Origin of the sequence: Pseudomonas fortuita (assembly GCF_026898135.2) — a bacterium.
Classification (GTDB): Bacteria; Pseudomonadota; Gammaproteobacteria; order Pseudomonadales; family Pseudomonadaceae; genus Aquipseudomonas; species Aquipseudomonas fortuita.
In genome coordinates this window covers 1,778,902-1,798,989 of sequence record NZ_CP114035.2, presented here as the reverse complement: position 1 = coordinate 1,798,989, position 20,088 = coordinate 1,778,902, and the positions used below count along the sequence as shown (strand labels likewise).

The 20,088-nt window shown below is 61.6% G+C and carries 18 protein-coding genes; 7 read left to right on the top strand and 11 right to left on the bottom strand.

The window, feature by feature from the left end:
• The first annotated feature begins 4 nt into the window (after positions 1–4).
• Together lexA and sulA are read left to right on the top strand one after the other, a co-directional pair.
• On the top strand, positions 5–613 hold the full coding sequence (gene lexA / locus OZ911_RS08100; protein ID WP_012271348.1) for a transcriptional repressor LexA: 609 nt from the start codon (positions 5–7) through the stop codon (positions 611–613).
• A gap of 13 nt (positions 614–626) precedes the next feature.
• Positions 627–1,103, top strand: a complete 477-nt coding sequence (gene sulA / locus OZ911_RS08095; protein WP_016485642.1) for an SOS-induced cell division inhibitor SulA — start codon at positions 627–629, stop codon at positions 1,101–1,103.
• A 48-nt stretch (positions 1,104–1,151) separates the two neighbouring features.
• On the opposite strand, the gene OZ911_RS08090 is transcribed toward sulA, so the two are convergent.
• The 7 genes from OZ911_RS08090 to OZ911_RS08060 form a co-directional block, all read right to left on the bottom strand.
• Complete coding sequence (locus tag OZ911_RS08090; protein ID WP_003248777.1) at positions 1,152–1,385, bottom strand: hypothetical protein; 234 nt, start codon at positions 1,383–1,385, stop codon at positions 1,152–1,154.
• Between the two features lie 50 nt (positions 1,386–1,435).
• Positions 1,436–1,951, bottom strand: coding sequence for a DUF6586 family protein (locus tag OZ911_RS08085; protein ID WP_016485641.1), 516 nt, complete (start codon positions 1,949–1,951; stop codon positions 1,436–1,438).
• 171 nt (positions 1,952–2,122) lie between these two features.
• The gene (gene topA / locus OZ911_RS08080; protein ID WP_023048968.1) at positions 2,123–4,732 is read right to left on the bottom strand and encodes a type I DNA topoisomerase; all 2,610 of its coding nucleotides are present in this window, start codon (positions 4,730–4,732) and stop codon (positions 2,123–2,125) included.
• A gap of 100 nt (positions 4,733–4,832) precedes the next feature.
• Positions 4,833–5,084 (bottom strand): DUF1653 domain-containing protein, encoded by a 252-nt coding sequence (locus OZ911_RS08075; RefSeq protein ID WP_016485639.1) that lies wholly within the window; start codon positions 5,082–5,084, stop codon positions 4,833–4,835.
• A 76-nt stretch (positions 5,085–5,160) separates the two neighbouring features.
• Complete coding sequence (gene fadA, locus OZ911_RS08070) at positions 5,161–6,336, bottom strand: acetyl-CoA C-acyltransferase FadA (RefSeq protein ID WP_012271343.1); 1,176 nt, start codon at positions 6,334–6,336, stop codon at positions 5,161–5,163.
• A gap of 31 nt (positions 6,337–6,367) precedes the next feature.
• Positions 6,368–8,515 (bottom strand): fatty acid oxidation complex subunit alpha FadB, encoded by a 2,148-nt coding sequence (fadB, locus tag OZ911_RS08065; protein WP_016485638.1) that lies wholly within the window; start codon positions 8,513–8,515, stop codon positions 6,368–6,370.
• Positions 8,516–9,140: 625 nt separating this feature from the next.
• Complete coding sequence (locus OZ911_RS08060; RefSeq protein WP_023048967.1) at positions 9,141–9,578, bottom strand: hypothetical protein; 438 nt, start codon at positions 9,576–9,578, stop codon at positions 9,141–9,143.
• Between the two features lie 110 nt (positions 9,579–9,688).
• Between OZ911_RS08060 and OZ911_RS08055 the strand changes: the two genes are divergently transcribed.
• The gene (locus OZ911_RS08055; RefSeq protein WP_016485636.1) at positions 9,689–10,129 is read left to right on the top strand and encodes a universal stress protein; all 441 of its coding nucleotides are present in this window, start codon (positions 9,689–9,691) and stop codon (positions 10,127–10,129) included.
• Positions 10,130–10,241: 112 nt separating this feature from the next.
• On the opposite strand, the gene OZ911_RS08050 is transcribed toward OZ911_RS08055, so the two are convergent.
• Positions 10,242–12,170, bottom strand: coding sequence for an ATP-binding cassette domain-containing protein (locus OZ911_RS08050; RefSeq protein WP_016485635.1), 1,929 nt, complete (start codon positions 12,168–12,170; stop codon positions 10,242–10,244).
• 222 nt (positions 12,171–12,392) lie between these two features.
• On the opposite strand from OZ911_RS08050, the gene OZ911_RS08045 reads away from it, so the two are divergent.
• Positions 12,393–14,318, top strand: a complete 1,926-nt coding sequence (locus OZ911_RS08045) for a transglycosylase SLT domain-containing protein (RefSeq protein WP_016485634.1) — start codon at positions 12,393–12,395, stop codon at positions 14,316–14,318.
• Positions 14,319–14,385: 67 nt separating this feature from the next.
• On the opposite strand, the gene OZ911_RS08040 is transcribed toward OZ911_RS08045, so the two are convergent.
• Complete coding sequence (locus OZ911_RS08040) at positions 14,386–15,189, bottom strand: MOSC domain-containing protein (protein WP_016485633.1); 804 nt, start codon at positions 15,187–15,189, stop codon at positions 14,386–14,388.
• 55 nt (positions 15,190–15,244) lie between these two features.
• Positions 15,245–16,180, bottom strand: a complete 936-nt coding sequence (locus OZ911_RS08035) for a chemotaxis protein CheV (protein ID WP_016485632.1) — start codon at positions 16,178–16,180, stop codon at positions 15,245–15,247.
• Between the two features lie 351 nt (positions 16,181–16,531).
• Between OZ911_RS08035 and OZ911_RS08030 the strand changes: the two genes are divergently transcribed.
• The 3 genes from OZ911_RS08030 to OZ911_RS08020 all read left to right on the top strand — a co-directional run bounded on the left by OZ911_RS08030 (position 16,532) and on the right by OZ911_RS08020 (position 18,953).
• Positions 16,532–17,041, top strand: a complete 510-nt coding sequence (locus OZ911_RS08030; RefSeq protein WP_024717340.1) for a hypothetical protein — start codon at positions 16,532–16,534, stop codon at positions 17,039–17,041.
• 366 nt (positions 17,042–17,407) lie between these two features.
• Entirely contained in the window at positions 17,408–18,304 is an 897-nt protein-coding gene (locus OZ911_RS08025) for a sensor histidine kinase (protein ID WP_016485630.1), read from the top strand.
• Positions 18,294–18,953: a response regulator gene (locus OZ911_RS08020; protein ID WP_016485629.1), complete on the top strand. Its 660-nt coding sequence runs from the start codon at positions 18,294–18,296 to the stop codon at positions 18,951–18,953. Before OZ911_RS08025 ends, OZ911_RS08020 begins: the two co-directional genes overlap by 11 nt.
• Here OZ911_RS08020 and yegS read toward each other — a convergent pair.
• Complete coding sequence (gene yegS / locus OZ911_RS08015) at positions 18,937–19,824, bottom strand: lipid kinase YegS (protein ID WP_016485628.1); 888 nt, start codon at positions 19,822–19,824, stop codon at positions 18,937–18,939. The genes OZ911_RS08020 and yegS overlap by 17 nt on opposite strands.
• Between the last annotated feature and the right edge of the window lie 264 nt (positions 19,825–20,088).

Here is a 20,088-nt window from a genome sequence, read left to right as displayed (position 1 = left end):
CACCATGTTGAAACTGACGCCACGCCAAGCCGAAATTCTCGCGTTCATCAAGCGCTGCCTCGAAGACAACGGCTTCCCGCCGACACGCGCCGAGATCGCTCAGGAGCTGGGCTTCAAATCGCCCAACGCCGCCGAGGAGCACCTCAAGGCCCTCGCCCGCAAGGGCGCAATCGAGATGACCCCGGGCGCCTCCCGTGGCATCCGCATTCCCGGCCTGGAAACCAAGGCAGAAGAAAGCGGCCTGCCTATCATCGGCCGGGTTGCTGCCGGTGCGCCGATTCTTGCCGAACAGCACATTGAGCAATCCTGCAATATCAACCCCGCCTTCTTCCACCCCCAGGCCGACTATTTGCTGCGCGTACACGGCATGAGCATGAAGGACGTCGGTATCTTCGACGGCGACCTGCTGGCAGTTCACACCTGCCGCGAAGCCCGCAACGGCCAGATTGTCGTCGCCCGCATCGGCGACGAAGTGACCGTCAAACGCTTCAAGCGTGAAGGCAGCAAGGTCTGGCTGCTTGCCGAAAACCCCGAATTCGCCCCCATCGAAGTCGACCTGAAAGAACAGGAACTGGTGATTGAGGGTTTGAGCGTCGGCGTCATTCGCCGCTGATCCAGGAGGCGTCATGCAGCAGTTCATTCACGCACCCGAGCAAGCCCAGTTGCCCCTGTTCGAAGCATTTCTCGCCCAGCCCGTGCTACCTGGCCTGAAAGCCAGCGAACTGGCGCGCAAGCACAACCAGCCTGAACTGTTCAGCGAATTGTCGCTGCGCGGCGCGCCAGGTCACTGCCAAAGCCTGCTGGCACCGGTACTGCGCGAACTGAGCGAAGAGGACGCGGCCCGCTGGCTGACCCTGATCGCCCCGCCGTCGAGCCTGACCCAGGCCTGGCTGCGCGATGCCGGCCTCAACCGTGAACGCATCTTGCTGCTGCAACCTCGTGGCAATCAAACCCCGCTGCAACTGGCCTGCGAAGCTTTGCGCCTGGGCCGCAGTCACACGGTGGTCAGTTGGCTGGGCAACGTCAACGCCACCGCTCGCCAGCAATTGCTGCGCGCCGCCAGTGTCGGAAACGCACAAAGCCTGAACATCCGCCTCGGCTGATGCTCAGGCTTTGCCTGTCATTCGAAAACCCTGCTGGCTGCTGCACGGTCAGTGCAGCACACGCGGCCCTTCATCACGTTCGAGCTCACCATCCATGAGGCGGCCGGCCATCTGCACGCCCACGCTAAGCATGGCCTTGGCCACTTCTACATGCTGGCCCTGCAGGAACACCTTGGCGTCTTCCGAGAAATCCAGGGTTACCAGAGAGCCCTCATCCTCAGCGCGACGCAGTTCGATGCGGCCATCAGGCAACTCGACAATTTCCAGAAAAGACGTAGACATAAATGGCAGTTCTCCGCGAAAGGTCCGTATTGTACCAGCCGTAACGGCTATCAGCACTCACTCAACGCATCGCGGAAACGTCTCACCAAACCCTTGAGGTTGTTGCGCCAGCTTTCCAGCTCGGTACGCGATAGCGCCGGATGCTCGGGCTCATCGAGATTGACGGCCTGGATCAGAGGCTGCGTGACATCGGTTTTCGGCGCTTTCCTGGCGACCGGTGGTCGGAACAAATCGGCATAAGCACCCAGCATTTGCGCCAGCCAGGTTTCGCGCTGACGGGCAAGCTCAAGCAGCTCGGCCACTTCCGGGATAGCGATTCCATTCAGCGCGTCGTCGGCCAGCGCTTGCTCGACAGTTGCAACCACCGGCAGGCGGTAGAACACCCCGATTTCATGGCACAGGCCCAGCAGCGCGCCATACAGGTGGAACAGCGCCGATTCGCGCTCAGCCTGAACCAGGCCCTGTGCATTCATGGCCTGGCTTTGTTCAGCCTTGGCCATGGACTCCAGAGCGAGGCCGGCGAAGAACAGTTTCTGGTTGGTGCGAGTGTAGGTTTCCTGGGCCATTTCTTTGCCCTCCCATCAGGCTGCAAGGCGAATACATGCATCATAAATGATTGGGGCCGCTTTGCGCCCCTTCGCGGCACAAGGCCCTCCTGCAAGAGAACGCGATTCCTTGCAGAAGCGGCCTTGTGCCGCGAAGGGGCGCAAAGCGGCCCCAATTAAAGCACCGAAAGATCAGCGCTTGTCTTCAACCTTCCAGGCATTGCCGTCGTAGAAGGCCTTCCAGCCGGTCGGCTTGCCATCGACCTCGGACTGCACGTACTGCTCCTTGGTTTTGCGGCTGTAGCGGATAACTGCCGGGCGGCCTTCTGGATCTTTCTGTGGCGCATCGCAGAGGAAGTGGTACTTCGGATCGATCTCGTGCTTGTGCGGCACAATTTCAAGCACCAGCGGCGCACGGGTTTCACGGTTTTTCGGGAACTGACTGGCAGCCAGGAACAACCCCGAAGCACCGTCACGCAGCACGTAGGTGTCGTCCACCTTTTCGCACTTGAGCTCCGGCATGTCCACCTTGTCCATCTTCGGCGGCGCCGCCTCTCCACTCTTGAGCAGCTTGCGGGTGTTCTTGCACGTCGGGTTGGTGCAGCCGAAGAATTTGCCAAAACGGCCGGTCTTCAACTGCATCTCGCTGCCACACTTGTCGCACTCCAGGCTCGGCCCTTCGTAACCCTTGATGCGGTAGCTGCCCTCTTCGATCTCGTAGCCAACGCAATCGGGGTTGTTACCGCAAATGTGCAGCTTGTGCTTCTCATCCAGCAGGTAGGCGTCCATCGCTGTGGCGCAGATCGGGCAACGGTGCTTGCCCAGCAGCACGCGGGATTCCGATTCACCCTCGTCATCAGCGGCAATCTCGTCACCCGGCACCAGGTTGACGGTGGCCTTGCAGCGCTCTTTTGGCGAAAGGCTGTAACCCGAACAACCCAGGAAAACACCCGTGGAAGCGGTGCGGATCATCATCGGCCGGCCGCATTCCTTGCACGGAATGTTGGTCATGGTCGGCTGGTTGGCGCGCATGCCGTTTTCGCTGGACTCTGCAGTCTGCAGCTTCTTGCTGAAGTCGCCGTAGAACTCGTCGAGTACGTTTTTCCAGTCACGCTCGCCCTGGGCCACGTCGTCGAGGTTCTCCTCCATATCGGCGGTAAAGCCGTAGTCCATCAGGTTGGAGAAGCTTTCCGACAGGCGCTCGGTGACGATGTCGCCCATTTTCTCGGAATAGAAACGGCGGTTATGCAAGGTCACATAACCACGGTCCTGAATGGTCGAGATGATCGCCGCATAGGTCGACGGGCGACCAATGCCGCGCTTTTCCATTTCCTTGACCAGGCTGGCCTCGGTGAAGCGCGCCGGCGGCTTGGTGAAGTGCTGGCTCGGGTCGATCTGAATCAGCTTCAGCGCTTCGCCCTGGACCATCTCAGGCAGCACGTCGTCTTCGCCCGGCTTGCTCTGTTGCGGCAGCACGCGGGTATAACCGTCAAATTTGAGGATACGGCCCTTGGCACGCAGCTCGAAGTCGCCCGCAGCCACGGTGACGCTGGTGGACAGGTACTGCGCCGGGGGCATCTGGCAGGCCAGGAACTGGCGCCAGATCAGCTCGTACAGGCGCTCGGCGTCGCGCTCCATGCCGCTGAGCTTGGTCGGGTGCGTATTCACATCGGAAGGACGAATCGCTTCGTGCGCCTCCTGGGCCCCTTCCTTGCTGCCGTAAACCAGTGGCGCATCCGGCAGGTACTGCTTGCCGAACTCGCGCTCGATGTAGCTACGCGCCATGTCCAGGGCATCGACCGACAGGTTGGTCGAGTCGGTACGCATGTAAGTGATGTAGCCGGCCTCATACAAGCGCTGGGCCATCATCATGGTCTTTTTCACCCCGAAGCCCAGGCGGTTACTGGCCGCCTGCTGCAGGGTGGAGGTAATGAACGGCGCCGACGGCTTGCTGCTGGTCGGGCGGTCTTCACGCTTGACCACGCTGTAGCTGGAAGCCTTGAGCTTCTCCAGCGCAGCCATGGCCTGGGCTTCGTTCAGCGGCTTGAAGGCCTCGCCCTTCTCGCGCGCCACCTCGAAACGCACCTTGGCGTTCTTGGCGGTACCGAGGTCGGCATGAATCTCCCAGTACTCTTGCGGGATGAATGCACGGATTTCACGCTCGCGCTCCACCACCAGCTTCACCGCGACCGACTGCACACGGCCAGCAGACAGGCCGCGAGCAATCTTGGCCCACAACAGCGGCGAAACCATGTAACCAACCACACGGTCGAGGAAGCGCCGCGCCTGCTGAGCGTTGACCCGGTCGATGTCCAGCTCGCCTGGCTGCGAGAAGGCTTCCTGGATGGCCTTTTTGGTAATTTCGTTGAACACCACGCGCTTGTAGCGTGTGTCGTCACCACCGATGGCTTCGCGCAGGTGCCAGGCAATGGCTTCCCCTTCGCGGTCCAAGTCGGTTGCGAGATAGATGGTGTCGGCATCCTTGGCCAGGCGACGCAGCTCTTCGATCACCTTTTCCTTGCCAGGCAGGATCTCGTACTTGGCCTTCCAGCCGTGATCCGGGTCGACGCCCATGCGTGCCACCAGCTGGCGACGGGCCTTTTCTTTCGGCGACAGGGCCGGAGCCTCACCCGCGGCCTTGCCACGCTTGGCGGCCGGCTCTTTGCTTGCGCTGGCCGAACCGCTGGTGGGGAGGTCTCGGATATGGCCGATACTCGACTTCACCACGTACTGGTTGCCCAGGTACTTGTTGATGGTCTTGGCCTTGGCCGGGGATTCCACAATGACCAGCGATTTGCCCATGGATCGGAGTATTCCTGAATCTGAAAATGAAAAACGCGTCAGGTACCAAACGCGGCACCGCTATATATAGTGGCAAAAGTGTGAGGTCAAGCTCGGACAATCACTCGTGCGACTTGCCCAGCAACCCAGGCAGCCCTTCTTCGGCCTTGACCAAAGCAAAGCGTGGCACCTGCTCGCCGTCAACCTCGACGGACTCCTGGAACATCAAAAGGGGGCGTACCCAGAAGCTGTAATCACCATACAGGCATTGGTAGAACACCATCCACTCTTCGTTCTCGGAGTGCCGCGCAACGCTGAAGACACGATACTCAGGCCCTTTGTAATGCCGGTATACGCCTGGTTGTATCTGCATGTTGCCCACCCTCTTGAATAAAACCTGTAAAAACAAAACCGGGGCACAAGGCCCCGGTTGCTGTCCCGCAACGCGATCAGACGCGTTCGAAGACAGTGGTGATACCTTGGCCGAGGCCGACGCACATGGTCGCCACCCCCAGAGTACCGCCATTCTGCTTCATGACATTGAGCAGGGTGCCCGAAATGCGTGCCCCGGAGCAACCGAACGGGTGACCCAAAGCAATGGCGCCGCCGTGCAGGTTAACCTTCTCATCCATCTTGTCGAGCACTTTCAAGTCTTTCAGCACTGGCAAGGCCTGTGCAGCAAAGGCTTCGTTGAGCTCGATGAAGTCGATGTCGGCCATGGTCAGCCCGGCGCGCTTGAGCGCTTTCTGGGTCGACGGTACCGGACCATAACCCATGATCGCCGGATCAACACCTGCCACCGCCATCGAACGAATCACCGCCAATGGCTGGATACCCAGGTCCATTGCACGCTGGCCAGACATGACGATCATGCACGAAGCGCCGTCGGTGATCTGCGACGAGGTACCGGCGGTGACAGTACCGCCTTTCGGGTTGAACGCGGGCTTGAGCGATGCCAGGCCTTCGAGGGTGGTCTCCGGGCGAATGGTTTCGTCGAAATCGAATACCTTCAGGAAGCCGTTCTCGTCATAGCCCTGCATCGGGATGATCTCGTCCTTGAACTTGCCTTCGACCGTGGCTTTGTGGGCCAACTGGTGCGAACGCACGCCGAACAGGTCCTGCTGCTCCCGGGTGATGCCGTGCATCTTGCCGAGCATTTCTGCAGTCAGGCCCATCATCCCGGAAGCCTTGGCAGCATGCAAGGAAAGGTGCGGGTTAGGGTCCACGCCATGCATCATGCTGACGTGGCCCATGTGTTCCACGCCACCGACCACGAACACATCGCCGTTACCGGTCATGATCGCCTGGGCAGCGGTGTGCAAGGCGCTCATCGAAGAGCCGCACAGGCGGCTGACGGTCTGCGCTGCAGACGTGTGCGGAATCTGGGTCATCAGCGACGCCATGCGGGCGATGTTCCAGCCTTGCTCCAGGGTCTGGTTGACGCAGCCCCAGATCACGTCTTCGACTTCTTTCGGGTCGACCTTGCCGTTGCGCTCCAGCAGCTTGCTGATCAGGTGCGCCGACATGTCTTCGGCGCGGGTATTACGGTGCATGCCACCCTTGGAGCGGCCCATTGGCGTGCGACCGAAGTCGACAATCACCACGTCTCTTGGATTCAGGCTCATATCAAATCTCTCGCTCTAGCTCGTTGACCGCTCAGTTGAAGAAGCGCTGGCCGTTCTTGGCCATTTCACGCAGCTTCGCAGTCGGGTGGTACAGCGGCCCCAGATCGGCGTACTGATCGGCCAGTGCGACGAATTCGGCCACACCGATCGAGTCGATGTAGCGCAGCGCACCACCGCGGAAGGGAGGGAAACCAATGCCATAGACCAAGCCCATGTCGGCTTCGGCGGCGGTTTCGACAATGCCGTCTTCCAGGCAGCGCACGGTCTCCAGGCACAGGGGGACCATCATCCAGTTGATGATGTCTTCGTCGGTGACTTCACGCTGTTCGAACACGATCGGCTTGAGGACGTCGAGCACGGTGGCATCGAAGACCTTCTTCGGCTTACCGCGCTTGTCGGTTTCGTAGGCGTAGAAGCCCTTGCCGTTCTTCTGGCCCAGGCGGTTGGCCTCGTACAGCGCGTCGACGGCCGAGCGGCGGTCGTCCTTCATGCGGTCCGGGAAGCCTTCGGCCATCACGTCACGGCCGTGGTGGCCGGTGTCAATGCCAACCACGTCCATCAGGTAAGCCGGGCCCATTGGCCAGCCGAACTTTTCCATGACCTTGTCGATGCGCACGAAGTCGACACCGGCACTGACCAGCTTGGCAAAGCCGCCGAAATACGGGAACAGCACGCGGTTGACCAAAAAGCCCGGGCAATCGTTGACCACGATCGGGTTCTTGCCCATTTTCTTGGCGTAGGCCACGGTGGTGGCCACCGCCACTTCACTGGACTTCTCACCACGGATCACTTCAACCAGCGGCATCATGTGCACCGGGTTGAAGAAGTGCATGCCGACGAAGTTTTCCGGGCGTTTGAGCGCTTTTGCCAGCAGGTTGATGGAGATGGTCGAGGTGTTGGAAGCGAGGATCGCGTCGTCCTTCACCTGGCCTTCCACTTCAGCCAGCACAGCTTGCTTGACCTTCGGGTTCTCGACCACAGCTTCGACGACGATGTCGACATTGGCGAAGTCGCCATAGGACAGGGTCGGGCGAATGGCGTTGAGTGCCTCGGCCATCTTGGCCGGGGTCAGTCGGCCCTTCTCGACGCGGTTGCCGAGCAGCTTGGAGGCCTCGTTCAGGCCCAGCTGGATAGCTTCCTCGCGGATATCCTTCATCAGGATCGGGGTGCCCTTGACCGCCGACTGGTAAGCGATGCCGCCACCCATGATGCCGGCGCCGAGCACGGCGGCCTGCTTGACGTCGTGGGCAATCTCGTCATGCGCCTTGGCCTTGCGCTTGAGTTCCTGGTCGTTCAGGAACAGGCCGATGAGGCTTTCGGCAACCGACGTCTTGGCCAGCTTGGCAAAGCCTGCGGCTTCGACCTCCAGGGCCTTGTCGCGGCCGAAGTTGGCGGCCTTCTGGATGGTCTTGATGGCTTCGACCGGGGCCGGATAGTTCGGGCCGGCCTGGCCGGCAACGAAGCCCTTGGCGGTCTCGAAGGCCATCATCTGCTCGATGGCATTGAGTTTGAGCTTTTCCAGCTTCGGCTGACGCTTGGCCTTGTAGTCCAGCTCGCCGCTGATGGCCCGCTTGATCAGGTCCAAGGCACCGGCCTGCAGCAACTCAGGGGCGACCACGGCGTCGACAGCGCCCACTTTCAAGGCGTCCTCGGCACGGTTTTCCTTGCCGGAGGCGATCCACTCGATAGCGTTGTCCGAACCGATCAGGCGCGGCAGGCGCACGGTGCCGCCAAAGCCGGGGTAGATGCCCAGCTTGACTTCGGGCAGGCCAATCTTGGCGCTGGAGGACATGATCCGGTAGTCGGCGGCCAGGCACATTTCCAGGCCGCCGCCCAAGGCGATGCCGTTGATGGCAGCAACGGTCGGCACTTCGAGGTCTTCGAAGGCACTGAAGATGCGATTGGCTTCCAGGTTGCCGGCGACCAGTTCGGCCTCGGGCAGCTTGAAGTTGTCGACGAACTCGGTGATGTCGGCGCCGACGATGAACACGTCCTTGCCACTGCTGACGATCACGCCCTTGACCGAGGCGTCGGCCTGGATGGCGTCGACGGCCTGGCGAAGCTCGTTCAGGGTCAGGCGGTTGAACTTGTTGACGGACTCACCCTTGAGGTCGAATTTGAGCTCGACGATGCCACTTTCAAGAGCCTTAACCGTGATGGCTTTACCTTCGTAAATCATCAACTGATCTCCACGATATGGAAGCTGAACTGTACACGCCGATCGCTGCAGCAGAAGCAGGCCTAGCTGCCCTGCCCCAGGCACACCCGTCAGCGCGCTAGTCGGAAGTATGGCTTGGCGTCATGACATACAAACGCTCAATTCATACGCCCGTTTGATTTGGGTGTGCACACATTCTCCGAAAAGATCGGCGTTGTCAAATGCTCAGGAGCACGACGAAAACGCGACTTTCCAGTCACTTTGTATCGTCCGGGTGCAAAACATGATGACAGTGATCGCCGACCATTCACGTCAGCGATTGACCACGCCCGGTTGGACAGTGCTGCATCTTTCGGCTTGCGCGGCACCCCAGTGCGGCTACACTGGCACTTGCTTGAATGAATACCCGGCCTGCCTGGCCTTTTCTGCGTAGCAGAAACGCAAAGCGGCGACTTGGCACCCCACCCCTTCAGGGTTCTGCCAAGCCGCCGCTTTGTCGTTTAAAGCCCTGAACGCCTGCGCCGTACCTGTGGGAGCCGCCTTGTGCGGCGAAGAGGCCGATACGCCCGGAACAGTACTATCAGGCATACCGGCCTCTTCGCAGCACAAGGCTGCTCCTACGGGTACGACGTGGCCCCACGAGGTTTCAGGCCAGGGTTTCGAGGACGTAGGCAACATCCTGCAATACAGCCGTATCACCCCGTTCAGTCCAGTACAGGGCGATCATCCGCGCGTCGGCTTCGACCTTGTAGACGCTCGCCGGCAAGCGCGCCAAGGCCTCGATGAAGCGAGGATCTTCGCAGCGCTCGCGCCATTGGTTCCACCACACCCCTGGGGTGACCTGCCAGAAGCTGAAGCTGTCCTCATGCCCGCGACGCCGCGCCCGGTGGTATTGCGGGCAAGGGCTTGGCGGCTCCATTTCGAGCCAGTGCGGCCACTGCTGCGGCGCCAGTTGCATGGCCAACCCCATGCGCCGGGCCTCCAGCCGCAACTTCATCTGCTCGCTCTGCTTGCGCGAGCCTCGCAGCCAGGAAAGCGGGCTGAGAATCAGCGCAAGGATTGACACCACCAGCAATACCGTCATATCAGTAGTTCCCATAAAGCGTTGCAAATGAGCTGGTTAGCCATTTTTCACGGTAGACCCGCCCGAAAGCGACCATACTTCTTCTATCGCGATTGCCAGGAGTACCGCTCATGCAATATGAACATTTGTTGGTCGCCGTCGACCTGACCGAAGAATGCGACCCGGTGATCAAGCGTGCCATGAAGCTCGCCGAGCCCTCAGGCGCCAAGGTGTCCCTGGTGCACATCGTCGAGCCGATGGCCATGGCATTCGGCGGTGACGTACCGATGGACCTGTCGCAGTTGCAACAGCAACAGTTCGACCAGGCCAAGGAGCGCATGGACCGCCTGTTCAACAAATACCCGGACATCCAGCGCGGCGATTCCCACCTGACCTACGGCCAACCGCGCCAGGAAATCCACCAACTGGCCAAGGAACAGAATTGCGACCTGATCGTGGTCGGCAGCCATGGCCGCCATGGCCTGGCGCTGCTGCTGGGTTCCACCGCCAATGACGTGCTGCATGGTGCGCCGTGCGATGTGCTGGCGGTGCGGTTGCAGAAGAAAGAATGACTTAACCTGTACCGGCCTCTTCGCGGGGCAAGCCCGCTCCCACAGTGACCGCGCCGCGATACCTGTGGGGGCGGGCTTGCCCCGCGAAGAGGCCGGTACAGGTTAAAGCCGATCAGCCTTCCAGCTCGGCCCAGCGCTCTACCAGCGCATCCAGCTCACCCTGTAGCTTCTCGATCTTCGCAAGCACTGCCGAAGTTTCCGCAATCGGCCGCTGATAGAAGCCCGCCGCATTCACTTCTTCCTGGGCCTCAGCCATACGCTGCTCAACTTCGTCGATCTGCCCTGGCAGCATCTCCAGCTCACGCTGCAGCTTGTAGCTGAGCTTCTTCTTCGACGCCTCTTCCGCCACCGGCGCAGCAACAGGCGCGGGCTTGTCCTCGACTTTTTCCACCACTGCGCTGTTGAGTTCGGACTTGCCGCCCTTGCTCTCGGTCACACCCAGCAGCTTTGGCGAGCCGCCCTGGCGAATCCAGTCCTCGTAGCCGCCCACGTACTCACGCACCTTGCCCTCGCCTTCGAACACCAGCGTGCTGGTGACGACGTTGTCGAGGAAGGCCCGGTCGTGGCTGACCATCAGCACGGTGCCCTTGTAGTTGGACAGCACTTCCTCGAGCAGCTCGAGGGTTTCCACGTCCAGGTCGTTGGTCGGTTCGTCGAGTACCAGCAGGTTGGCCGGCTTGCTGAACAGCTTTGCCAGCAGCAGGCGGGCACGCTCGCCACCCGACAGTGCCTTGACCGGCGTGCGGGCACGCTGAGGGCTGAACAGGAAGTCGCCCAGGTAGCTCAGCACGTGGCGGTTCTGGCCGTCGATCTCGATAAAATCACGGCCTTCGGCCAGGTTGTCGATCACGGTCTTTTCCAGCTCGAGCTGGTGGCGCATCTGGTCGAAGTAGGCCACTTCCAGCTTGGTGCCGCGCTCGACCTTGCCCGAAGTGGGCTCCAGGCCGCCGAGCATCAGCTTGAGCAGGGTGGTCTTGCCGGTGCCGTTGGCCCCCAGCAGGCCGATCCGGTCCTGACGCTGCAAGACCATGGAAAAGTCTTTGACCAGCATCGGCCCGTCGGCGTGATGGAAGCTGACGTTTTCCAGCACCATCACCTGCTTGCCGGATTTTTCCGCCGCCTCGATCTGGATGTTGGCCTTGCCCTGGCGCTCGCGGCGCTCGCCACGCTCCACACGCAAGGCTTTCAATGCCCGCACACGCCCTTCGTTCCGGGTGCGGCGTGCCTTGATGCCTTGGCGAATCCACACTTCTTCCTGAGCCAGGCGCTTGTCGAACAGCGCATTGGCAGTTTCTTCGGCGGCCAGTGCGGCCTCCTTGTGCACCAGGAAGCTGGCGTAGTCACCGTTCCAGTCAATCAGGCCGCCGCGGTCCAGTTCAAGGATGCGGGTGGCCAGGTTCTGCAGGAAGGACCGGTCGTGGGTGATGAACAACACCGCGCCGTTGAAACTGCGCAGGGCCTCTTCGAGCCAGGCAATCGCACCGATGTCCAGGTGGTTGGTCGGCTCGTCGAGCAGCAGCAGGTCGGGCTCGGACACCAGCGCCTGGGCCAGCAGCACACGGCGGCGCCAGCCACCAGACAGCTCGGCCAGGGTCTTGTCGGCCGGCAACTGCAGGCGGCTCAGGGTGCTCTCCACCACTTGTTGCAGGCGCCAGCCATCACGGGCTTCCAGCTCGTGCTGGACGTGCATGAGTTTTTCCAGGTCTTCGTCGTTCTGGATATTCATGCTCAGGTGGTGGAACTGCGCCAGCAGCTCGCCGACGCCATCCAGGCCTGCGGCCACCACATCGAACACCGTGCGCTCGTCGGCCACCGGCAGTTCCTGCGGCAGCTCGCCGATCTTCAGGCCCGGGGCACGCCAGACTTCACCGTCGTCACCCTTCTGCTCGCCCTTGACCAGGCGCAGCATGCTGGACTTGCCAGTACCGTTGCGGCCGATGATGCACACCCGCTCACCACGAGCGATCTGCCAGGACACTTTGTCCAGCAGCGGCATGGCGCCGAATGCGAGGGACACATCGCTGAATTTGAGCAGGGTCATGTTGGTCTCCATAAATCGGGCGCGCATTCTACCTGACTTGGCCCTCGACGGCATCCGCTTGGCCACCCGGCGACCGCTTTGCGACATCTGGTCGAAGTTAATATCCCGATACAAGCACAGTGCTTTCACCCGCCGCCGGCAAACAGCTAAGCTAAGGGCAATCGCTTCCAACAGTGCTGGCTCCGCCGTCACTTCCCCATGGTTCTACTGCCCGGACGTATCATGCGCAGCCGCCTGTTACACATTGCATCATGCCTGCTGCTCACCGCTGCCACCTGCGCGGCGCAGGCCACCGACCTCACCCAGCAACGCCAGTACTACGACGAGGCCAAGCGTGCGCTGGCCAAAGGCGACAAAGGCCCGTACTTGCGCTATGCGCAAGCCCTGAGCGACTACCCGCTCACACCGTACCTGGCCTACGACGAGCTTACCGCCCGCCTCAAAAGCGCCAGCAACCAGGAGATCGAAGGCTTTCTCGCCAAGCATGGCGACCTGCCCCAGGCCAACTGGATGAAACTGCGCTGGCTACGCTGGCTGGCCGAACGCGGCGAATGGGATACTTTCGTCAAATACTACGACCCAAAACTCAACTTCACCGAACTGGACTGCCTCAATGGCCAGTATCAGCTCAGCCATGGACTGCGCGCCGAGGGCTACGCCACAGCCGACAAACTGTGGAACGTCGGCAAGTCGCAGCCTGCCGCCTGCGACACGCTGTTCGGCATGTGGGCGGCGGAAGGCCAACTGACCGAGGCCAAACGCTGGGAACGCACCAAGCTGGCGGCCCAGGCCCGCAACTACGCCCTGGCCAACAACCTGGTCAAGACGCTGACCACGCTAGGCCCGCAGGGGCGCCTGCTGGTCGATGTGGCGCAGAAGCCTGAGCTGCTCGGCCAGCCGTCGCGCTTTACCCCGGCCAACGACGCCATGTCCGACGTCGTCAGCCTCGGCCTGCGCCGTCTTGCACGGCAAGACCCGGACCGGGCCATGGCACTGCTCGACGATTACGCCCAGCGCATGCACTTTTCCCGCGATGAGAAGGTTGCCATCGCCCGCGAGATCGGCCTGACCCTGGCACGTCGCTACGACCCGCGCGCGCTCGACCTGATGACCCGCTACGACCCCGAGCTTCGCGACAACACCGTCAGCGAATGGCGCCTGCGCCTGCTGCTGCGCCTGGGCCGCTGGGAAGACGCCTACGAGCTGACCAAGCGCCTGCCCCAGGACCTGGCCAGCAGCAGCCGGTGGAAATACTGGCAGGCACGCAGCCTGGAACTGGCCCAGCCGAACAACCCGCAGATCCCCCTGCTGTACAAGACCGTGGCACGTGAGCGGGACTTCTACGGCTTCCTCGCCGCCGACCGGGCACAGACGCCGTACCAGTTGAACAACAAGCCGTTGTTGCTGAGCCCGCAACTGGTCAAGAAGGTCCGCAACACACCCGGCATTCAGCGTGCCCTGGAGTTCCACGCCCGCGGCCAGATCGTGGAGGGCCGTCGCGAGTGGTACCACGTCAGCCGCCACTTCACCCGCGACGAAATGGTTGCCCAGGCTCGCTTGGGCTATGAGCTGCGTTGGTACTTCCCGGCCATCCGCACGATCAGCCAGGCGCAATACTGGGACGACCTGGACATCCGTTTCCCGATGGCCCATCGCGACACCCTGGTGCGCGAAGCCAAAGTCCGCGGCCTGCATTCGAGTTGGGTATTCGCCATCACCCGCCAAGAGAGCGCATTCATGGAGGATGCGCGCTCGCCGGTGGGCGCCAGCGGCCTGATGCAGCTTATGCCGGCCACCGCCAAAGAAACCGCGCGCAAGTTCAGCATCCCGCTGGCATCACCGGCGCAGGTGCTGAACCCGGACAAGAATATCCAGCTGGGTGCGGCCTACCTGAGCCAGGTGCACGGCCAGTTCAACGGCAACCGGGTGCTGGCCTCGGCGGCCTACAACGCCGGGCCCGGGCGCGTTCGGCAGTGGCTGAAAGGCGCCAAACACCTGAGCTTCGATGTGTGGGTGGAATCGATCCCGTTCGACGAAACGCGCCAATATGTGCAGAACGTGCTGTCGTATTCGGTGATCTACGGGCAGAAGCTGAATTCGCCGCAGCCGCTGGTGGATTGGCATGAGCGGTATTTCGATGACATGTAAGGCCTGCTGAACCTGAACCGGCCCTATCGCCGGCAAGCCAGCGATAGGGCCGGTTCAGGCGGCACATTCACTCCAGAACTTCCACCTGCATTCCTGTTTCAAGCCACCCGCTGCCATCCACTGCCAGGTTCTGGCCAAACAGTACATCCCCCTCCTTCTCGCGAAAGGTCTTGAGCGTGACCATCGGCTCGCGGTCCGCACTGCGCTGCCCGGTTGCCGGGTCTATCGTGGTAAAGATGCACCGCACACTGGGCTTGAGCACGCGAAATTCCAGGTTGCCGATGCGGATTCGCTTCCAGCCATCCTCGGCAAATGGTTCAGCCCCCCGCACCACCAGGTTGGGTCGAAAGCGCAACATTTCCATGGGCCGGCCAATACGCCGGTTGAGCTCGTCCAGCGAGCCCTGCCCGATAAGCAGCAAGGGGAAACCGTCGGGAAACGCCGCCCGATCACTGTTGAAGCCATAACCATTGGGCAGGTAACGTGCGCGCTGCTCCGGGCAATACACCAGGCGCACGGGCTTGCCCAGCAACGCGGTCAACCAGGCGGCTGCCGCGTCGCCGGCATCCGGCACCCGCAGGGTGTCGCGCCAGATCGTCACGCCGCGCAGGGCCTCATCGGTAGCGGGCACGGGCACCCGCAACGGCACCCGCCCGGGCGCCTGCAGCAACAACTGGCCCTCGTCGTCGTCGCACGCCTGGAGCTGGCCAAGGTGCGGCCAGGCCCGCTGGGTCAGGAAGCGTCCATTTTCTTCCTCGACCACCATCCAGCGGCGGTCGCCTTGCAACCCCAGCAAACCCACCCGTGAAGCCTGCAGGCTTTGCGCCTGCCCCGACTTCACCGGGTATCGATACAACTCACTGAGAAACATCCCTGCAGCCTCGCATCATGCCAAACACCAAGCTTATACCTGGCCGGCCCAACGTTCACGCAGTGGCGGTATCCAGCAGCAGGCGTTGCTTGACCACATCGACCAGGCGGTCGGGCTGGAACTTGGACAGGAAGTTGTCGCACCCCACCTTCTTCACCATGGATTCATTGAAGCTGCCTGACAGTGAGGTATGCAGCACCACATAGAGCTGGCGCAGCCGCGCATCACTGCGGATCTCGGTGGTCAGCCGGTAGCCGTCCATTTCCGGCATTTCGGCGTCGGTAAACACCATCAGCAGCTTCTCGCACACGTCCTCACCCGCATCGGCCCAGGCCTTGAGCATGCGCAGCGCCTTCAGGCCATCGCTGGCCACATGTAGCTTCATGCCCAGCTGGGACAGGGTGTCACGCAACTGCGCCAGGGCCACACTGGAGTCGTCCACCAGCAGCACCTCGCGGCCACGGGCACGGGCCAGCACCGGGTCGGCGAGTTTATCGCCAGAGACCCGGGCGTTGTACGGCACGATCTCGGCCAGCACCTTCTCCACGTCGATCACCTCCACCAGCTTTTCATCGACCTTGGTGATGGCAGTCAGGTAGTGCTGGCGCCCGGCGCTGGCAGGCGGCGGCATGATCGACTCCCAGTTCATGTTGACGATGCGGTCGACACCGCCCACCAGGAAGGCCTGAACCGAACGGTTGTACTCGGTGACGATGATGGTGCTGTCCGGCCCCGGCTGCAGCGGGCGCATGCCGATCGCCTGGGACAGGTCGATCACCGGCAGGGTCTGGCCACGCAGGTTGACCACCCCGCAGACGAAGGCGTGGCGCTGGGGCATCAGGGTGAGCTTGGGCATTTGCAGCACCTCCTGCACCTTGAACACGTTGATCGCGAACAACTGGCGGCCGGCCAGGCGAAACATCAGAATTTCCAGGCGGTTCTCACCCACCAGTTGCGTGCGTTGGTCTACTGTGTCGAGAATGCCAGCCATTGGAAAACCCCCAGGCTTGAGTCAAAAAAGTGAAAACATCCACCCTGTATCGGCGGCTTCACGTGCACCTTGACCCTTGCGGGAAAATGCCGTGAAGGCAATTGATATCACTTTACCATCATGCTTTACTGCGGGCATTCCATGGGAATTCAGCGGGTGCTACAAAAGTTCCCCTCCTTAGCCCGGCATCAGGGAAACCCTTAGCTGCAATCGGGTGTAACCTGATGTTCGCGATATCCTTTAGCCATTAATGTGACGCCATTCTCAATGCATGAATGGAGTCAGGCTTTTGCTAGCTATCGTTTCGGCGTGCCCGCCCCCTGCGCCTGCACCACGCGCGGGGACCTGATCATGGACACTGCCTTATCGTTCGATGAAGCCCTGCAGAATTACCTGCTGGATGCACAGATATTGCTGACCCAGGCTCAGGAATGCCTGCAGCATCTGGAACTGATCGACAATGATCCGGATGCCTGCCGCTGCCTGGACAGTACCCTCGATAACCTTGCCCGGCAGGCCACGCGCCTGGGCCTGCGTGAAGTCGCCCATTACACCAACGCCCTGCAACAGTTGCTCGCCCCCGCCTGTCACCGCGGTCGCCTGCAACGTGAAGCCCTGCCCGCGCTAGAGGCCTGCCTGACCTTGCTGGCCTGGCAACTGGAACTGGTCGATGCCCGTACCGGGCGGCTGAACCTGGACATCGGCGAACAACTGGTGTTGCTGAAAAACCTGGCCAAGGTCGTGCAGCAACCCATTGCGCCGTCCTGTGCTTCCTGCGACGAGCAAGGCAGCGTGTGCCTGCACTCGCACACCACTGTGGCAGCCGGCACACGCCCCGGCCGGTCGAATCCACCGTATTAACCAGATACAAAAGGCAACTAAGCCTGCTCGTTCAGGCCCCGCCAAGATCAAACTTGAAAAGTTCTAAAAATGCTCGGGGGCCACGTTGAATGATTACCGCACGAGTTAAGCGACAAGTGCATAGTGCGCGATCAAAGGGTGGCACTTTGCTACCCGCCAAATGCCCCACCCGCAGGCGTTTCAAGGCGTTACCCAGCCGCGACCGATACAGTGCGAAGTGGTAATATGCGCCCCCACAAACGCTTGCAACCTGAATAAAGGTTGAACGATCACGTGTCAGAAAAGAAATCGAAAGTACTGCGCCAAAGCCTCTGAGCAGCATTGTGCAAGGCCTCCATCAGCAATACTTCAGTGGCTTCCCTACCTATGCTCCCACGCTTGAAGACTTCTTTGCGTTGCTGGTCCCGCGTTGCCCTGCTGCCTTGGGCCACGGCCGCGCTATGCGTGGCCTCGCTGGTCGCCAATCTGGTGCTCTACTTTACCCAGCAGGCAATCCCGGCCAGCCTGCTGGCTCTGCAACTGGCCGCTACGCTGGCCACTGTCGCCTATCTGGCCCTGGGCGCAAGGTCGATCAGCCTGCGCCCGGCGGAACTGGCCGAGCGTATGCTCAAGGTCCAGGAAGACGAGCGCCAGCACTTAAGCCGCGAACTGCATGACGACATCGGTCAGATGCTGACCGCTGCCAAGCTGCAACTGCAGTGGTTGCAACGGCGCATGCCAGACGAACTGCAGAGCCACTGCAACACCCTGCGCAGCACACTGGATGACACCTTGGGCAACGTGCGCGACGTGTCCGCCCTGCTCAACCCTCGGCAATTGGCCAGTCTTGGCCTTGAAGCCAGCCTGCGCGCGCACCTGGTGCGCACCCTGGCCAACAGCGACGTGCACTGGAGCCTGGCGTGCAACCAACGCCTGGGCGGCATCGACGAGGCAGTGGCCATGGCGGTGTTTCGCATTACCCAGGAAGCGGTGACCAACATGCTGCGCCACGCCCAGGCAGGCAACCTGATCATCCAGCTGCAGCGCACCCCAGAGGGGCTGGCGTTGTCGATTCAGGACGATGGCTGTGGGTTCGTCCCGACGCGGCACCCCGCCGCAGCTGGCCAGCGTGGCCTGGCCGGCATGCAGGAGCGGGTCACCGCATTGCAGGGTAGCCTCGACATCACCAGCCAGCGCGGCCTTGGCACGCGTATCGAGGCAGTGTTCCCTTGGCCTGCGCGTACTCAGCAACGTGCCGGGAGTACGAACACCCATGATCTGTAGACTTTTGCTGGTAGACGACCACTCGCTGATCCGCGCCGGTGTGCGCGCACTGGTCTGCGACATTCCTGGGTATGACGTCATCGGGGAAGCAGACGACGGCAGCCAACTGCTCGACAACGTGCGCGCGCTGGCGCCCGACATCGTCTTGCTGGACATCTCCATGCGTTCGACCAGCGGCCTGGATGCACTCACCCAACTGCGGGCAAGCGGCAGTCCGTGCAAGGTACTGATCCTGTCGATGCACACTGACCCGGACCTGATCATGCGAGCTCTGGAAAGCGGCGCCCACGGCTACCTGCTCAAAGACACCAGTGCCACCGAGCTGGAACAAGCCCTTGGTGCGGTACGCAACGGCGAACGCTACCTAAGCCCGGCCATCGCCCATACGGTCATCAACCAGGCCCTACGGCACACCAAGAATGGCAAGCAAGCTGCTGGCGAGCGGCACAACCTCACTGCTCGCCAACTGGAAATCCTGCGCCTGATCGTACGCGGCAAGGCCACTCGGGAAATCGCCACTGGCCTGGGCCTGTCGATCAAGACCGTCGAAACCCACCGCTCGCAAATCATGAAGCGCCTGCAGATTCATGACGTGGCCGGGCTTGTGCTGTTCGCCGTACGCGAGAAAATCATCAGCCTGGATGACTAAGCAATGGCGACCCGGCCGGCAGGTGCAGGCGTAACGCGGCAGGCCTGGCCTGGAAGCGTAGGTTGTCGGCCTGCAAAGGCTCGCCGTCAAGGTTCATGTCCAGCCCTTGGGCACTCTTGATCTCGACCCAAGGTAACCTGGCCCGAACGAACAGGCCGTCACCCGCCAGCAGGTCACGCAGCGCCCCAACCACCTCTTGTGGCGCTGGCAGGATGGCGATGTCGAGCAAGCCGTCGTTCACCACCGCGTCGGGGCATAGCACCTGACCGCCCCCAGCCTGACGACCATTACCGATACCCAGTGCCAGCAAGCTCCCCTGCCAATGGAAGTCAGGCCCCTGCAGCTCAACAGAAGCGGCCTGCAATTCGCTGAAACGTGACAAGCCAGTGAACAGGTAGGCCGCAGCACCCAGCACTTTTTTCAGGTCTTCGGAGGTGTTGGCGGTGACCTGGCTACCAAACCCGCCCGTGGCCATGTTGAGGAACAACTGGTCGCCGGCCTGGCCCAGGTCAATGGCCTGCGCGGGCGCATTCAGCAGCGCCAGTGCCGCAGCGGGCTCCAAGGGTATGCCGGCGGCTTTGGCGAAATCGTTGGCCGTGCCCAGCGGCAACAACGCCAGGCTGGCTTCGGCGCCCGCCAGCCCCATGGCCTCGGCCACATCCCGCAAAGTGCCATCCCCACCGCCAGCGACGATATGGCTGTAGCCAGCCGTCAGCGCCTCGCCGACCAGGCGCTGCGCGTCACCTGCCTCCCAGGTGACCCGCACATCCAGCACCCAGCCTGTATCACGCAGATCCAGCACGGCGCTGCGCAGCTCTTCATTCATCGCCTGCTTGCCGTGCAGAATCAGCATTGCCTTGCGCCCTTGCATCGCGCGTCTCCGAGAAATTGACCGACCCAGATCTCGACCACACACGGCCGCGGATCGTTGCATGCCCACAAAAAAATACCGAAGCGTGCGTGGTCTTTTTCCCACACCCGACAATGCGCGCTATGCTCAGAAAATGAACATTTGACAAGTTTTTGACCTAGGCAAACAACGCCCCCTGGCAAGTCAGTCTTTTGACGCTTGTGTGTGGGGCTCCGAACCCTAGCCATGGACGCGCCCCGGCAGTGGTACTCAGCACACTGGCGA

Bases quoted from the DNA above. Each gene is read 5' to 3' on its own strand.
- lexA (WP_012271348.1), top strand. From the start codon at position 5: ATGTTGAAACTGACGCCACGCCAAGCCGAAATTCTCGCGTTCATCAAG.
- sulA (WP_016485642.1), top strand. From the start codon at position 627: ATGCAGCAGTTCATTCACGCACCCGAGCAAGCCCAGTTGCCCCTGTTC.
- OZ911_RS08090 (WP_003248777.1), bottom strand. From the start codon at position 1,385: ATGTCTACGTCTTTTCTGGAAATTGTCGAGTTGCCTGATGGCCGCATC.
- OZ911_RS08085 (WP_016485641.1), bottom strand. From the start codon at position 1,951: ATGGCCCAGGAAACCTACACTCGCACCAACCAGAAACTGTTCTTCGCC.
- topA (WP_023048968.1), bottom strand. From the start codon at position 4,732: ATGGGCAAATCGCTGGTCATTGTGGAATCCCCGGCCAAGGCCAAGACC.
- OZ911_RS08075 (WP_016485639.1), bottom strand. From the start codon at position 5,084: ATGCAGATACAACCAGGCGTATACCGGCATTACAAAGGGCCTGAGTAT.
- fadA (WP_012271343.1), bottom strand. From the start codon at position 6,336: ATGAGCCTGAATCCAAGAGACGTGGTGATTGTCGACTTCGGTCGCACG.
- fadB (WP_016485638.1), bottom strand. From the start codon at position 8,515: ATGATTTACGAAGGTAAAGCCATCACGGTTAAGGCTCTTGAAAGTGGC.
- OZ911_RS08060 (WP_023048967.1), bottom strand. From the start codon at position 9,578: ATGACGGTATTGCTGGTGGTGTCAATCCTTGCGCTGATTCTCAGCCCG.
- OZ911_RS08055 (WP_016485636.1), top strand. From the start codon at position 9,689: ATGCAATATGAACATTTGTTGGTCGCCGTCGACCTGACCGAAGAATGC.
- OZ911_RS08050 (WP_016485635.1), bottom strand. From the start codon at position 12,170: ATGACCCTGCTCAAATTCAGCGATGTGTCCCTCGCATTCGGCGCCATG.
- OZ911_RS08045 (WP_016485634.1), top strand. From the start codon at position 12,393: ATGCGCAGCCGCCTGTTACACATTGCATCATGCCTGCTGCTCACCGCT.
- OZ911_RS08040 (WP_016485633.1), bottom strand. From the start codon at position 15,189: ATGTTTCTCAGTGAGTTGTATCGATACCCGGTGAAGTCGGGGCAGGCG.
- OZ911_RS08035 (WP_016485632.1), bottom strand. From the start codon at position 16,180: ATGGCTGGCATTCTCGACACAGTAGACCAACGCACGCAACTGGTGGGT.
- OZ911_RS08030 (WP_024717340.1), top strand. From the start codon at position 16,532: ATGGACACTGCCTTATCGTTCGATGAAGCCCTGCAGAATTACCTGCTG.
- OZ911_RS08025 (WP_016485630.1), top strand. From the start codon at position 17,408: ATGCTCCCACGCTTGAAGACTTCTTTGCGTTGCTGGTCCCGCGTTGCC.
- OZ911_RS08020 (WP_016485629.1), top strand. From the start codon at position 18,294: ATGATCTGTAGACTTTTGCTGGTAGACGACCACTCGCTGATCCGCGCC.
- yegS (WP_016485628.1), bottom strand. From the start codon at position 19,824: ATGCAAGGGCGCAAGGCAATGCTGATTCTGCACGGCAAGCAGGCGATG.